Origin of the sequence: Pseudonocardia sp. 73-21 (genome assembly GCF_001899645.1) — a bacterium.
Taxonomy (GTDB): Bacteria; Actinomycetota; Actinomycetes; order Mycobacteriales; family Pseudonocardiaceae; genus Pseudonocardia.
The window spans coordinates 1-14,156 of record NZ_MKVV01000068.1 but is presented as its reverse complement, the minus strand read 5'-3'; the positions used below and the strand labels follow the sequence as shown (position 1 = coordinate 14,156).

Genomic DNA, 14,156 nt, shown 5'->3' with positions numbered 1-14,156 from the left:
GGTCGGGTGGCTCAGCGGCGGCGCGGGGGGCGGCCCCGGGTGGGGCCCCGCTCCTCCGCCACCCGGTGGCTCGTCTTGATCCACTCCTCCACCACGTCGATCACCGTCGTGGCGTCGGCGAGGGCGAGGGGGGCCTCGGCCTGGGGCACCACGCCGTCGGCGCCGGCCTGGATCTGCCGGTTGTAGAGCGAGCGGAGCTTCGAGCCGGCGGTCGGGTCCAGCCCGCGCTCGCGGACGACGTGCCGGACGAACTCGGCCACGACCTCGGCCGGTTCGTGGGCCGGGGGGCGGTCGAGCAGCATGAGCGCGGCCTCGGCCGCGGCCAGCGCCGCCCGGAAGGCCAGCCCGACGGTCTGGGCGGCGAACCCGGTGGTGCCCAGCAGGTGGGCCGCGAACAGCTCCTCGCGCGCCCGTGCGATCCCGGTGCTCATGCCACCAGCACCGCCTCGGCCGCGGCCCGGACCAGGTGCGGGGTGGTGGGCTTCGCGAGCTCGGCGCGGCTCACGGGCAGCGCGGTGACGGTCAGGCCGGAGCGCTCGGTGTGGCGCCACAGCACCTCGTCCATCCGGTGCAGCTCCTCCCACGGCGAGTGCATGTCGTCGAGGACGACGAGCAGTTCGAGGTCGAACTCCCCGGGCGTCTCGTTGCGCGCCCACGCCCCGTAGAGCAGCACCTGCTGCAGCCGGTCGCCGAAGAGGATGCCGAGATCGACGGCCACGGCGGCGGGGACGTCCTCGTCCTCCTGCGTGGGGTCGGGGTGCTGGGCCGCGGCCTGCTCGGCGGCCTCGCGGCTGATCAGTCCCTCGACGGCCAGCCAGTTGAGCGCCCGGCGCCGCGAGCGGGCCGCCCGGAACCGGAACCACTGGTCCCGCAGCTCGGGGAACTCGAACAGCGTGTCCTTGAACCGGCGGAACGCGCCGCGGCCGGTGATGGCCCGGTCGAGCAGGTCGGCGGCGCGACGGTGGTGCACGGCGGCCACGAACTCGGCCATGTCGCGGTAGCTCTCGTACGACTCGGTGGGCCGGATCTTGCGCCAGCCCGCGTCGAACAGCTCGTCGGTGCTCTTCCCCCCGACGTCGGCCAGGTGGGAGCGCAGTTCCCCCGTGGCCGGGTTGATCCACCAGCTGACGCCGGCCGTGTGGTCGTCCAGGGCGACGCACAGCTCGTCGAGGTCCACCGACGCCGGATCGAGCATGGCTGGAAGCCTACCCACCAGAAGGGTCCCGCAGCGATGCTCAGAATCGGGAACGGCGCCCGCAACCGCCGGCCGCCGCGAACGCGAGCGCCACACCCCCGCCACCGAGGGCATCGGCCGTGGCACCGACCACGCCGTCCACCGGACGGTGGACGGCGGGTCAGGACAGGTGCCGGGGGTCGGCCACCGTCAGCTTGGCGACCGTGGCCTCCCGTACGACGGCCAGCACCTGGTCGGCCCGGTCGTCGAAGGAGCCGGTGCGGATGGCCGCCACCAGCTCGGCGTCGTCGGCGCAGCCGAGCGCGGCCAGCCGCGACCGGTGGTCCGCGCGCTGGGCGTCGCCCACCCGCAGCTCGCGGCGGGCGATCTTCAGGGCGTTGGCGGCCACCCGGGCGGAGAACCGCAGCCGGGGGTCGTCGATCTCCCCGAGCTCGCCGGTGAGGAAACCGGCCACCGCAGCCAGCAGCTCGTCGACGGTCGGGCGGTCGTGCAGGCTCGCATCGGCGGTGGCGGGGAGCGTCAGCGGGTCGGTGACGGTGACGGGCCCGGTGAGCCCGAGCGACACCAGGGCGTCGTGCTCGGACTCGGCGATGCGGCGCCCGAGCACCGCCATCTCCACCGACTGCTCGGCGCCGCCGAGGTGCCGCTCCGCCTGGCGGCGGCAGATCACCGCCCAGCTCGCGGCGGCGAACGTCTCCCACCAGCGCAGCACCTCCGGATCGGGGCGCCACCCGGCCACCGCCGCGTACCCGTCGAGCAGCTGCTCCCGCGTCCCGAACCCCCCGACGGGCAGCGGTGCGCCGAACCGCCACGCCCGGGCGCAGAGCCAGCCCAGGTCCTCCAGGGGATCGCCCGCGTGTACGAGCTCCCAGTCGAGGACGGCCCGCACGCCGTCCTCGCCGATGATCAGGTTGCCGTTGCGGAAGTCGCCGTGCACCACGCGCGGGGTGACGGCGGGCGGCTGTTGTTCGGCGAGGCGGCGCAAGACCAGCTCCAGCGCGGGGCGCGGTTCGCCGAAGCGCTCGTGATCGGCGCGCAGCCCGGCCAGCCGGTCGCCGATCGCAAGCCCCGGCACCGACCCGACCGGGATCGCGTGGATCCGGGCGAGCACGCCACCCAGCTCACCGGCGAGCCCCGCGCGCACGCCGGCCCACCGCTCGTCGCGCAGCAGCCGGCGCGGGATCGTCTCGCCGTCGACGTGTGCGGTGACGACGTACGGCGAGCCGATGCCGTCGGAGCCGTCGCCGTGCGCGCGCAACCGCGGCACCGGCACGCCCGCGGCCGCCGCGGCGACGAAGGCCGCGGCCTCCCGGGCCATGCCCTCGGGCTGCGGGTCGTGCGGCGGATCGCGTCGCAGCACCAGCGCGTCACCGCCCGCGTCGAAGGCCCAGGTCTCCCGGCTCGCTCCGCCGGCGACGCGCACCAGGTTCGTGACGGGGGCCCCGAGCACGGCGGTGAGGGCGTCGCGGAGGGCGGTCACCGGTGCCCCACCGTGTCGAGCGCGATCCGCTGGTACCGGGCGACGATCTCGTCCCCGCGGAGCGCTCCCCCGGGCCGGTACCAGGTGGCGACGGCGGTGCACGCGGTGGTGACGGCCCGCGCCGCCTCGTCGGGGAAGGGGGTGACGAACACCCCGCGGGCCACCCCGTCGCGCACCACCCGGTCGAACATCCGTTGCTGCGCATCGCGTTTGGACACCACCAGCGCGCGCGCCGCGGGTTCCAGGCTGCGCAGCTCGCTGGTGCCCAGCAGGCTCTCGCGCTGCGCCTCCAGGTGCACGCGCACGTGCACGCCGACGATCGCGCGCAGCCGCTGCACCGGGTCGTCCGGCGCGTCGTAGAGCGCCTGCTCGGTGGCCCGGACGAGGCGGTCCATGCCGCGGTCGAGGATCGTCACCAGCAGGCCGTGCTTGGAGTCGAAGTGGTGGTAGAGCACGCCCGTGCTCGAGCCCGCGGCCGCGGCGATGTCGCGTACCGACGTGCCGTGGTAGCCGTGCACGGCCATCACCTCGACGGCGGCGGCGATGAGCGCCGCGGCCATCGGCTCGTCGTCGGACATGAGCCCACCTTAAACGATCGTTCACCACATCCCTTGACGTTCTCAGTGGCCGATCGTACGTTCACTGAACGATCGTTCGACGAAGGGCTCACCGTGGACCGCACCCTGCCCGCCGAGATCACCGACCTCCTCGCCGACCTCGACGCGTTCATCGCCGACGAGATCGCACCGCTCCAGGCGCAGGACGACAACGAGCGGTTCTTCGACCACCGCCGCGAGTACGCCCGCACCGACTTCGAGCACGACGGGGTGCCGCGCCGTGAGTGGGAGGACCTGCTCGACGAGATGCGCCGCCGCGCCGACGCCGCCGGGTTCCTGCGGTTCGGGCTGCCGGCCGAGCTGGGCGGGCGCAACGGGTCCAACCTGGCGATGGCGGTGGTGCGCGAACACCTGGCGCACAAGGGCCTGGGGCTGCACAACGACCTGCAGGACGAGTCGTCGGTCGTCGGCAACTTCCCGGTGCTCCAGCTGCTCTGGACGTTCGGCACCGACGGGCAGAAGGCCGAGTTCTGCGAGGCGCTGATCACGGGCGAACGGCGCGCCGCCTTCGGGCTCACCGAGCCCGACCACGGCAGCGACGCCACCTGGATGGAGACCACCGCCGTGCGCGACGGTGACCACTGGGTGATCAACGGGCGCAAGCGCTGGAACACCGGCGTGCACCGCGCCACCCACGACCTGGTCTTCGCCCGCACCTCGGGCGACGGGGGCAAGGCCACCGGGATCAGCGCCTTCCTGGTGCCCACCGACACCCCCGGCTTCACCGTCCCCTTCTACTGGTGGACCCTCAACATGCCCACCGACCACGGCGAGGTCGAGCTCCGCGACGTCCGGGTGCCCGCGTCGACGATGCTCGGCGAGGAGGGGCGGGCCCTGGCGGTCGCGCAGCACTTCGTGCACGAGAACCGGATCCGGCAGGCCGCGTCGAGCCTGGGGGCGGCGCAGTTCTGCATCGACCGCAGCGTCGCCTACGCCCGCGAACGCGTGACGTTCGGCCGACCGCTCTCGGAGCGCCAGGCGATCCAGTTCCCGCTGGTGGAGCTGCACACCGACGCCGAGCTGGTGCGGATGCTCGTCCGCGCCACCGCGCACGAGCTGGACCACCGTCCGCACATGGAGGTCACCGACCGCGTCTCGATGTGCAACTACCGGGCCAACCGGCTGGTCTGCGACGCCGCCGACCGCGCCATGCAGGTGCACGGCGGCGTCGGCTACAGCCGCCACCAGCCCTTCGAGCACATCTACCGCCACCACCGGCGCTACCGCATCACGGAGGGCTCCGAGGAGATCCAGATGCGCCGGGTCGCGGGCGCGCTGTTCGGCTACGGGGCCGGGCGCAGCACCAGTTCGGTGAGCTCCGCGTCCGGCGGCGCGGTGACGGCCAGCAGCACCGCGCCGGCCACCGACTCGGGACGCAGGTAGGCGTCGGGCTTGTAGGCCCCGCCCTCGTGGGCGACGACCCCGCGCTGCATGTCGGTGTCGACGCGGCCGGGGTGCACCGAGGTGACCCGCACCCCGTGTGGTGCCTCCTCGGCGCGCAGCGCGTCGGCGAAGGCGCGCAGCGCGAACTTGCTCGCGGCGTACGACGCCCAGCCGGGCCGGGCGACGAGCCCCGATCCGGAGTTGATGAGCACGACCCGGCCGCGCGCGGCCCGCAGGGCGGGCAGCAGCAGCCGGGTCAGCTCGGCCACGGCCACGACGTTGACGTCGAACTGCCGGCGCCAGGTACCGGCGGAGGTCTCGGCGACGCTGCCGAGCAGGCCGACACCCGCCGAGTGGACGAGCACGTCGAGCCGTTCGATGCCGCCGACGGCCTCGGCCACGGCGGCGGTGTCGGTGAGCTCGACGGGCCACGGCCGCGAGCCGGGCAGCTCGTCGGCCAGCGCCTGGAGCGCTCCGGCGTCGCGGCCGCCCAGCAGGACGTCGAACCCCGGGGCGAGCGCACGGGCCACGGCGGCCCCGATGCCGCGGGACGCCCCGGTGACCAGGGCGAGCGGACGAAGATCAGGCTCGGTCACGCAGCGGAACTCTACGCGTCGTGCCCGGCCACCGTCGTGGGACGGAGACCGGGCACGGGTGGTGCGCAGTAATCAGACGTGGTGATCAGACGTGGTGATCAGACGTCGTGATCAGACGTCGTGATCAGACGCGACGTGCGTTGTGGAACGGCATGCCGCTGAGGTTCGAGATCTTCACCGGGCTGCTCGACGTGCTGGCGTGCACGACCTGTCCGCCGCCGATGTAGATGGCGACGTGGCTGACCGGCGTGTAGAAGAACACCAGGTCACCGGGCTGCAGATCGGCCTTGGCCACGGGCGTCCCGACCGTGGACTGGGCCAGGCTGGTGCGCGGCAGGACGATGCCGGCCTGGGCGAAGGACCACTTGACGAGCCCGGAGCAGTCGAAGGCGTTGGGACCGGCGGCGCCGTAGCGGTACGGCGAGCCGAGCTTGGCCAGCGCGGTGTTCATCGCCGAGAGCCGGACGGCGGCGCGGGTCGGTGCGGCGACGGCGACCCGGGCGACGGGTGCGCTGACCACCGGGATGGTCGCGGTCTGGATGCTCGCCGCCGGTGCGGCCGCCGGGATGGTGGCGGGAAGCACGGCGGCGAAGGCCGCTGCGGTGGTGACGGTGGCCACGACCGCGGCGCGAACCGCGAAAGCGGGGAGGTGCTTGGGCACTCAGGGTCCTCAGGGTGAGCACCGTCGGTCGAGGGCGTCCTGGTTGGGGAACCCGGACGCCGGGGACGGGGGGCGACGACGTGCGGCTGGTCGATCCACGTGCGGCCGCACCACTCCCCGCCCGACACGGCGGTGACCCGGCGCCCGCTGCTCCGGATGAGCAGCGGTGGTCGCTGGGCCGACGGCCACATTACGAACGCATTTCGGTAGAAGGAATGACCAACGTCTCATTACTCGCACCGACAAATGGTGAGCGTCGTCACCGGGTACCGGTCACGGAAAGGTGAATGACATGCTGCGTATTCGGGGGCGTTGCGCCCGCATCACGCGCAGGCGGGTGAGCAGGGCCTCTGGATTGTCGAGATCGTGTCGTTATTGGGTCCAACGGGTGAGAGAGCTTCCAGTCCGGAAGGAAAAATGGATTCCGGAAAGGTTGCAGAAACGAAGGAAGTTCAGCCCTCGACGACAGCAGCCCCGGTTCCGGCGAGGGCCGGAACCGGGGCTGCTGTGCGTGTGCGAGCGGTTACTGCTCCCCGCGGATGAAGGCCTCCACGGCGTCGCGGGCCACGTCGTCGCCGTACTGCTCGGGCGGCGACTTCATGAAGTAGCTCGACGCGGAGAGGATCGGGCCGCCGATGCCGCGGTCCTTCGCGATCTTCGCGGCGCGCACGGCGTCGATGATGATGCCGGCCGAGTTGGGGGAGTCCCAGACCTCGAGCTTGTACTCCAGGCTCAGCGGCACGTCACCGAAGGCGCGGCCCTCGAGGCGCACGTAGGCCCACTTGCGGTCGTCGAGCCACGCGACGTAGTCCGACGGGCCGATGTGGACGTTGTCCTTGCCCATGTCGCGGTCGACCTGCGAGGTGACGGACTGGGTCTTCGAGATCTTCTTCGACTCGAGGCGCTCCAGCTCCTTCATGTTCAGGAAGTCCATGTTCCCGCCCACGTTGAGCTGCATCGTGCGGTCGAGCTGTACGCCGCGGTCCTCGAACAGCTTCGCCAGCACACGGTGGGTGATGGTGGCGCCCACCTGGCTCTTGATGTCGTCGCCGACGATCGGCACGCCGGCCGCACGGAACTTCTCGGCCCACACCGGGTCGGAGGCGATGAACACGGGCAGCGCGTTGACGAAGGCGACGTTCGCGTCGATGGCGCACTGCGCGTAGAACTTGTCGGCCGCCTCGCTGCCGACCGGGAGGTAGGACACGAGCACGTCGGCCCGGGTGTCGCGCAGCACCTGCGCCACGTCCACGGGCTCGTCGTCGGACTCGGTGATCGTCTCGCGGTAGAAGCGGCCCAGCCCGTCGAGGGTGTGGCCGCGGCGCACCGGGACGTCCAGCGGCGGCACGTCGGCGATCTTGATGGTGTTGTTCTCGCTGGCGCCGATGGCCTCCGAGAGGTCCTGGCCCACCTTCTTCGCGTCGACGTCGAACGCGGCGACGAAGGTGATGTCGCGGACGTGGTAGCCGCCGAAGTCGACGTGCATCAGCCCCGGCACGCGGGCGGCGGGATCGGCGTCCGCGTAGTACTGGACCCCCTGGACCAGGGACGACGCGCAGTTTCCGACGCCGACGATGGCAACACGAACCTCAGTCATGGGTTCCTTCCTCATTCTCTGATGCCTGCTCGGCCTGTTCGGTCGCGATCAGCTCGTTCAGCCAGCGCACCTCGCGCTCGCTGGTGTCCAGCCCGAGCTGGTGCAGCTCGCGGGTGTAGCGGTCGATCTGCTCGCCAGCCTTGGCGAGCGTGGAGCGCAGGCCCTCGCGCCGTTCCTCGACGGCCCGCCTGCGGCCCTCGAGGATGCGCATCCGGGCCTCCGCAGGAGTGCGGGAGAAGAAGGCCAGGTGCACCCCGAAGCCCTCGTCGTCCCACGCCTGCGGTCCGGAATCGGTCAGCAGCTCGGCGAAGCGCTCCTTGCCCTCCGCGGTGATCCGGTAGACCCGCCTGCTGCGGCGCGAGCGGGTTCCCGTCACCACCTCGGGCTCCTCGACGATGAGGCCGGCCCGCGTCAGCCGGCGCAGGGCCGGGTAGAGCGAGCCGTAGGAGAAGACGCCCAGACCGCTTCGACGCAGCCCACCGAGCCGCAGGCCGAGCTGCTTGCGCAGCTCGTAGCCGTGGACGGGGGCCTCGTGGAGCAGACCGAGTATCGCCAGCTCCAGCACAGGACCTCCCTCGGTGGATCGTCGCGATCTGCTCACCCAGTATATCGATCCGATACATCTGCGCTCGCCGGCGAGACGCCGATCACCCCGTTCGGGTTCCGCCCGATCTCCGGCCGGGCGGCGCCCGCGTACCCTTGTCCCGTGCGTTCCCAGCGGCAGGTGGTCGACTACGCGTTGCAGCGCAGGTCGCTGCTCGCCGACGTCCACTCGGGCAAGGTCGGGGTGGCCGAGGTCTGCGACGCCAGCCCGTACCTGCTCCGGGCGGCGCGGTTCCACGGCGAAGCCAGCGATCAGACCTGCCCGGTCTGCCGCAAGGAACGCCTCACCCTGGTCTCATGGATCTTCGGTGAGAGTCTCAAGCACGCGGCCGGTTCGGCCCGTAAACCCGAGGAGCTCGATCAGCTCGCCGCCCTCCACTCCGACTTCTCCGTCTACGTCGTCGAGGTCTGCCGCACGTGCAGCTGGAACCATCTGGTGCTGTCGTACGTCATGGGAACCGACCACGAGAACGACGGGGGAGGCCGGCGCCGCCCCGAGCGTCGGCGAACGGCCGCCGAGTGATGCCCCGAGCACGTCGATGCCCCGATCTGAACAAGCCTGCGGAGGAGTGCGGTGACCGACTCTCGGCCTGATGCGGGTGGACGTCCGCGCGTCCCCCCGCACCCCCAGCCCGGACCCCGTCCCCAGCCCGGTCCCCGCGCCCAGCCCCCCGTCCAGCCTCCGCTCGGCCAGCCTCCCCGCCCCCCGCAGCCGGCTCCCCGGCCCGGTCAGGCTCCCCGGGCCGCCGCTTCCCCGCCCGGCGGTCAGGTCCCGCCGCGCGCTCCGTACCAGTCGGGCGACATGCCGCTGCTCACCCACGACGAGACTGCTGCCGCCTCGATGGCGCGCGCGCGGACCGTCGCGGTGGCCGACCGGCCGGCGTCGTCGCCTACCGGGGGCGGCCCGCCGGAGGGGCCCGACGGCGCGAAGTCCCCCAAGTCCCCCTGGAAACGCGTGCGCCGCTGGTTGTGGATCGTGCTGGGCCTGGCCGTCATCGGCCCGCTGCTGGCGTTCGCGATCGGCTGGCTGATCTTCCCGGTGCCGACGGCCGCTGACAGCACCGCCGCCATCCAGACGGCCACGTTCACGTTCAAGGACGGCTCGCCGATCGCCGTCATCCGTCCGCAGGACGCCAACGGCAACGCGATCAACCGCAGTATCGTCACGCTCGACAAGGTGCCCGTGCCGGTGCGCCAGGCCGTGATGGCCGCGGAGGACCGCACCTTCTACTCGAACCCCGGGTTCGACATCCTCGGCATCGGGCGGGCGGTGTTCAACCAGCTCACCGGCGGCGTCGGTGGCGGCTCCACCATCACGCAGCAGTACGTGAAGAACGCCACGGGCCAGAATCAGGCCACGCTCCTGCGCAAGTACCGCGAGGTCGTGATCTCGGTCAAGATCTCGAAGGAACAGACCAAGGACCAGATCCTCGAGAACTACCTGAACACGATCTACTTCGGCCGCGGCGCCTACGGCATCCAGGCCGCATCGCAGGCGTACTTCGGCAAGAACGTGGGCGACCTCACCGTCGCCCAGGGCGCGTTCCTCGCCGGCACCATCCAGTCCCCCTCGAGCACGGACGTCGCGCGCTCCCAGGCCCGCTTCAACTACGTGCTCGACCAGATGGTGCAGGCCGGCTGGATCACCCCGGCCCAGCGCGCGCAGCAGATCTATCCGACCTTGACGAAGGCTTCCGCGGCCACGGGTGGTGTTCCCGGAGACGACCGGTACCACATCTACGAGAAGGCCAAGCAGGAGCTGCAGGCCGTCGGCATCACCGACGACGAGATCACCACCGAGGGTCTGACGGTCACCACCACGATCGACCCCAGGAACCAGAAGGCGGCGGTGGACGCCGTCAACCAGACCATGGACGGGCAGAAGCCGAACCTCCGCACCGCGCTGACTGCGGTCGACCCGACCACCGGCGCGATCGTCGCCTACTACGGCGGGTCGAACGGACTGGGCACCGACTACGCCGACGGCAACATCGGGCGCCAGCCCGGCTCGTCGTTCAAGCCGTTCGTGCTCGCGGCCGCCCTGCAGGCCAACAAGGGCATCGGCCTGGGCTCGATGTACGACGGTTCCAGCGGTCAGACGTTCCCGGGGCTGAGTCGGCCCATCGTCAACTCCGACGGCGACAGCTGCGCGATGTGCAACGTCAAGACGGCGATGACCAAGTCGATCAACACGGTCTTCTACCGCATGGCGGTCGACATCGGTCCGCAGAACGTCATCGATGCGGCCCACCAGGCAGGTATCCCGGCGTCTCAGCTGACCCGCCCGGCCAGCGGCGGTATCGCGCTGGGTGACCAGGAGGTGCACCCGCTCGACATGGCCTCGGCCTACGGCACCTTCGCCGCCGACGGGGTGCACAGGGATCCCTACCTGGTGTCGAAGGTGGTCGCCTCCGACGGCCGCGTCCTGTTCGACCGGGCCACCACGCCCACCGGCAGCCAGAACGCGATGCCCCAGCAGGTCGCATGCAACGTGACGAACTCGATGACCGACGTCGCGAGCAGCTCGCGGATCTCCCCGCCCGGCATCGGGGAGGTCGCGGCGAAGACGGGCACCGTGCAGCTGACGGGGAGCAACAACCAGAACAAGGACACCTGGACGGTCGGCTACACCCCGACGTTGTCCACCGCCGTCTGGGTGGGCAGCGACAACTCCGATCCGGTGCAGACCAAGTCGGGGTCCCCGGCCTACGGTCGCACCCTGGCCGGCCCGATCTGGCAGAACTTCATGAGCGACTACCTCAAGGCCGCCAAGCAGACCGACCTGCCGTTCTCCGCGTGCGAGCCGATGGGCACGCCCATCGCGGCGCCCACGCCGACCTACACCCAAGCGCCGCCCGCCGACCAGAACCAGAACGGTCAGAACGGCAACATCTACTGCGATCCGAACTCGGGCGTCTGCTACAACCCCGACGGAAGCGAGGTCAGCGGCACCGGCGGTGGCAACGGTGGCGGTGGCAACGGTGGCAACGGCAACGGCAACGGCAACGGCAACGGTGGCGGTGGCGGTGGCGGCGGGAACGGTGGCGGCGGAAACGGCGGGGGCGGGAACGGCGGCGGGGGTAACGGGGGGTGACCGGGCCCGGTCGGGGGGCCGGCCCAGCAGCTCCACCCGCACGTCCTGACGTTCCGGAGCGTGTGGTTCCCACCTGGACCGAACCGCTCGCGATCGCCGCCAGCCGGGTGGTCGGTGGCCCGCTCGGCAAGCACGCGCTGGTCGGTCGCAGCCGTTTCTGGACGCCGCTGCGCGTCGTGCTGCTGCTGGCGGCCGCGGTGCTCGCGCTCGGCTTTCTGGGCAAGGCCAACTGCCTGCAGCAGTACTCCACCCCGGACGGCCCCCAGCTGGACTGGCGCAACGACCGCCAGTACATCTCGATGTGCTACTCGGACACCGTGCCGCTCTACGGCATCGAGGGCGTGGCGGCCGGCAAGGTGCCCTACCGGGACCCGTGGATCGAGGGCGCCGGCACGGCGGACGAGAAGGTCCGCTACATGGAGTACCCGGTGCTCACCGGGTTCTTCCAGTACGCGAACGCCCGCATCGCCGACGCGTGGCTGTGGCTGGCGCAGCGGCTGCCGCTGCCCTCCGCGCTGCCGGTGGTCGTCTACTTCGAGGTCACCGCGATCTGGCTGGCGATGGCCTGGCTCGTGGTGGTCTGGGGGGTGCGCTCGCTGCGCCGCACCCGCCCGTGGGACGCGGCGCTGGTGGCGTTGTCGCCGCTGGTGATCGTGCACGCGTTCACCAACTTCGACACGCTCGCCGTCGCGTGCGCCGTCGGTGGTCTCCTGGCCTTCGCCCGGCGCCGCCCGGTGCTCGCCGGGGTCCTGTTCGGCATCGGCGGGGCGTTCAAGCTGTTCCCGCTGTTCCTGCTCCTGCCGGTGCTGCTCATCGCGTTGCGACGGCGCGAGCACGGCAGGGGTCTGCGCACCATCGCGGCCGGTGTGGTGAGCTTCGTGCTGATCAACCTACCCGTCGCGCTGGCCTGGACCACGGGCTGGTGGGAGTTCTTCCGCCTCAACCAGACGCGCCCCGCCGACCCCGACTCGCTGTACTTCGTCGTCAGCTACTTCACCGGCTGGGCCGGGTTCGACGGCCCGCTCGCCGACGGCCGGGCCCCGGCCGTGCTGAACCTCGTCACCGAGGGCCTGTTCGTCGCCTGTTGCCTGGGCGTCGCGGTGCTCACGTGGAAGGCCCCGCAGACCCCGCGCATCGCGTCGCTCGCGTTCCTGGTGGTGGCGTCGTTCCTGGTGGTCAACAAGGTGTGGAGCCCGCAGTACTCGCTGTGGCTGGTGCCGCTGGCGGTGCTGGCGCTGCCGCGCTGGCGGCTGCTGTTCGCGTGGATGGTCGTCGACGCCCTGGTCTGGGTGCCGCGGATGTTCTACTACGTCGGCGCGTCCGACAAGGGTCTCCCGCCGGACTGGTTCCTCGGTGCCGTCGTCGCCCGCGACGCGATGGTCGTGCTGCTGATGGTGCTGGTCGTCCGGTCGGTGCTGCGGCCGGCGGAGGACCTCGTGCGGGCGGGCTCACCCGTCGACCACGACGCGGACTGGCCGGAGGCGGCGCCCGCTGCCGTCAGAGGCGGCGCACCAGCTTGAGGGCCGACCAGGTGGCGTCCACGGCGCAGACCTTCACGTCCACCCAGCCCAGCGGGAGGGCGTGGTCGCGGATCCCGTTCTCGCCGAGGTCGGTGGGCACGCCGGAGGCCTTCTTGGGCCACGCGACCCAGACGGCGCCGCGCTCGGTGCCGCGCTCCACGGCGCCGGGCCAGTACCGGCGCAGGGTCGCGACGTCGGGGCAGAAGAGCAGCTGCACGTCGTAGCCGGCGCGACCGGCCCGGCAGTGGTGCGGCGCCCCCAGCTCGAAGCCGGTCGGCGTCCCCAGCAGCAGCACCCGGCTCGCCGGGGTGATCCCGAGCTTGCGGGGCAGGGGCGTCCCCGAGTAACCCGTCGTCATCGGTCCCCGATCCGCACGCGAACCTCCAGCGGGCTCCGCTCGGCGCAGCACGGAACGACCGCCGATCCTAGGGTCCGGCATGCCCTGCCCTCCAGCCGAGCGGGACGCCCGCCCCGCCCGCTGGGGCGGGTGGTCTCGGTGGTCCTCGAGTCGTCATCGGGGCCGACGCCGCGCTGGCGTTCGCCCGGCTGGCCACCGCGCTCCGCAACGTCGTGCTGGTCCCGCCCGGGTCGGCGCTCCCGGACCCGTCCTGCAGCGATCCGTCGGGCGGCCAGGCCGTGGTGGCCGTGGTCGCGAGCCTGGTCGCGGTGGCGGTCTTCGACGCGGTGAACCTCGTGCTCCGGCGGGGGTTCCTCCCCCTTCAGCCTGATCTGACGATCCGTGTCACGATCGGGAGGTGGACTCCCGGCAGGTGGCAGAGGCGGAGGTCGCAGCGGCGCTGCGGCGGTTCGAGCGGCGCGGCGTCGAACGGCCCGACCTCAAACGGTCGGCCGTGGGCATCACGCTCGTCCCCGACCCCGACGGGCTGATCTTCCTGCTCACCCGCCGCGCCACGACGCTGCGCGGCCATCCCGGCCAGTGGGCGCTGCCCGGTGGCCGGGCCGAACCCGGCGAGTCGCCCGGTGAGACGGCCCGCCGCGAGCTCTCCGAGGAGCTCGGCCTGACCCTCGGCCCCGACGCCGAGCTCGGCCTGCTCGACGACTACGCCACGCGCTCGGGCTACGTCATCACGCCGGTGGTGCTGTGGGCCGGCCCGTCGCCCCTGCTCGTCCCGAACCCCGACGAGGTGGGCGAGCTGCACCGCGTGCCGGTGGCGCTGCTCGACGTCGCGCCGCGGTTCCTGACGATCCCGGAGTCGGACCAGCCGGTGATCCAGCTGCCGTTGTTCGACCGGTTCGTGCACGCCCCCACCGGCGCCGTGCTGCACCAGTTCGCCGAGGTCGTGCTGCACGGGCGGGCGACGCGCGTGGCGCACATGGAGCAGCCGGTGTTCGCCTGGCGCTAGTGTCCTGAGTCGGTAATTCGCCCGCAGTAGCTGGCGACGCTGTCGA

Annotated in this window: 13 protein-coding genes and 1 pseudogene; 5 read left to right on the top strand and 9 right to left on the bottom strand. The window is 72.0% G+C overall.

All coding sequences use genetic code 11. The features are described from left to right. Positions 1 to 11 precede the first annotated feature (11 nt). The 4 genes from BGP03_RS21880 to BGP03_RS21865 all read right to left on the bottom strand — a co-directional run bounded on the left by BGP03_RS21880 (position 12) and on the right by BGP03_RS21865 (position 3,253). The gene (locus BGP03_RS21880) at positions 12 to 431 is read right to left on the bottom strand and encodes a hypothetical protein (protein WP_296377770.1); all 420 of its coding nucleotides are present in this window, start codon (positions 429 to 431) and stop codon (positions 12 to 14) included. Continuing rightward, positions 428 to 1,195 (bottom strand): UPF0158 family protein, encoded by a 768-nt coding sequence (locus BGP03_RS21875; RefSeq protein ID WP_296377769.1) that lies wholly within the window; start codon positions 1,193 to 1,195, stop codon positions 428 to 430. Before BGP03_RS21875 ends, BGP03_RS21880 begins: the two co-directional genes overlap by 4 nt. Positions 1,196 to 1,355: 160 nt before the next feature. After that, the gene (locus BGP03_RS21870) at positions 1,356 to 2,675 is read right to left on the bottom strand and encodes a phosphotransferase family protein (RefSeq protein ID WP_298796106.1); all 1,320 of its coding nucleotides are present in this window, start codon (positions 2,673 to 2,675) and stop codon (positions 1,356 to 1,358) included. Continuing rightward, positions 2,672 to 3,253 (bottom strand): TetR/AcrR family transcriptional regulator, encoded by a 582-nt coding sequence (locus tag BGP03_RS21865; RefSeq protein WP_296377767.1) that lies wholly within the window; start codon positions 3,251 to 3,253, stop codon positions 2,672 to 2,674. Before BGP03_RS21865 ends, BGP03_RS21870 begins: the two co-directional genes overlap by 4 nt. Before the next feature lie 93 nt (positions 3,254 to 3,346). Between BGP03_RS21865 and BGP03_RS21860 the strand changes: the two genes are divergently transcribed. Beyond that, the gene (locus BGP03_RS21860) at positions 3,347 to 4,675 is read left to right on the top strand and encodes an acyl-CoA dehydrogenase family protein (RefSeq protein WP_296377766.1); all 1,329 of its coding nucleotides are present in this window, start codon (positions 3,347 to 3,349) and stop codon (positions 4,673 to 4,675) included. Here the strand turns inward: BGP03_RS21860 and BGP03_RS21855 are convergent. The 4 genes and pseudogenes from BGP03_RS21855 to BGP03_RS21840 all read right to left on the bottom strand — a co-directional run bounded on the left by BGP03_RS21855 (position 4,576) and on the right by BGP03_RS21840 (position 8,094). Then, positions 4,576 to 5,271 carry an SDR family oxidoreductase gene (locus BGP03_RS21855; protein WP_296377765.1) on the bottom strand — a complete coding sequence of 232 codons (696 nt, stop codon included), beginning with the start codon at positions 5,269 to 5,271 and terminating at the stop codon, positions 4,576 to 4,578. The genes BGP03_RS21860 and BGP03_RS21855 overlap by 100 nt on opposite strands. 124 nt (positions 5,272 to 5,395) lie before the next feature. Then, positions 5,396 to 5,728, bottom strand: a pseudogene (locus BGP03_RS21850) (C40 family peptidase); the annotation flags it as partial. A gap of 727 nt (positions 5,729 to 6,455) precedes the next feature. After that, on the bottom strand, positions 6,456 to 7,529 hold the full coding sequence (locus BGP03_RS21845) for an inositol-3-phosphate synthase (RefSeq protein WP_296377764.1): 1,074 nt from the start codon (positions 7,527 to 7,529) through the stop codon (positions 6,456 to 6,458). After that, complete coding sequence (locus BGP03_RS21840; RefSeq protein WP_296377763.1) at positions 7,522 to 8,094, bottom strand: PadR family transcriptional regulator; 573 nt, start codon at positions 8,092 to 8,094, stop codon at positions 7,522 to 7,524. Before BGP03_RS21840 ends, BGP03_RS21845 begins: the two co-directional genes overlap by 8 nt. A 141-nt stretch (positions 8,095 to 8,235) precedes the next feature. On the opposite strand from BGP03_RS21840, the gene BGP03_RS21835 reads away from it, so the two are divergent. The 3 genes from BGP03_RS21835 (at position 8,236) to BGP03_RS21825 (ending at position 12,746) form a co-directional block, all read left to right on the top strand. After that, complete coding sequence (locus tag BGP03_RS21835; RefSeq protein ID WP_298796105.1) at positions 8,236 to 8,655, top strand: DUF5318 domain-containing protein; 420 nt, start codon at positions 8,236 to 8,238, stop codon at positions 8,653 to 8,655. Between the two features lie 279 nt (positions 8,656 to 8,934). Then, the gene (locus tag BGP03_RS21830; RefSeq protein WP_298796104.1) at positions 8,935 to 11,226 is read left to right on the top strand and encodes a transglycosylase domain-containing protein; all 2,292 of its coding nucleotides are present in this window, start codon (positions 8,935 to 8,937) and stop codon (positions 11,224 to 11,226) included. Positions 11,227 to 11,288: 62 nt separating this feature from the next. Then, positions 11,289 to 12,746, top strand: a complete 1,458-nt coding sequence (locus BGP03_RS21825) for a glycosyltransferase 87 family protein (protein WP_298796103.1) — start codon at positions 11,289 to 11,291, stop codon at positions 12,744 to 12,746. Here BGP03_RS21825 and BGP03_RS21820 read toward each other — a convergent pair. Next, a complete protein-coding gene (locus BGP03_RS21820; RefSeq protein ID WP_296377759.1) occupies positions 12,724 to 13,104 on the bottom strand; it encodes a DUF3052 domain-containing protein in 381 nt (126 codons plus the stop codon). The genes BGP03_RS21825 and BGP03_RS21820 overlap by 23 nt on opposite strands. Positions 13,105 to 13,597: 493 nt before the next feature. On the opposite strand from BGP03_RS21820, the gene BGP03_RS21815 reads away from it, so the two are divergent. Beyond that, positions 13,598 to 14,110: a CoA pyrophosphatase gene (locus BGP03_RS21815; RefSeq protein ID WP_296377788.1), complete on the top strand. Its 513-nt coding sequence runs from the start codon at positions 13,598 to 13,600 to the stop codon at positions 14,108 to 14,110. Positions 14,111 to 14,156 lie beyond the last annotated feature (46 nt).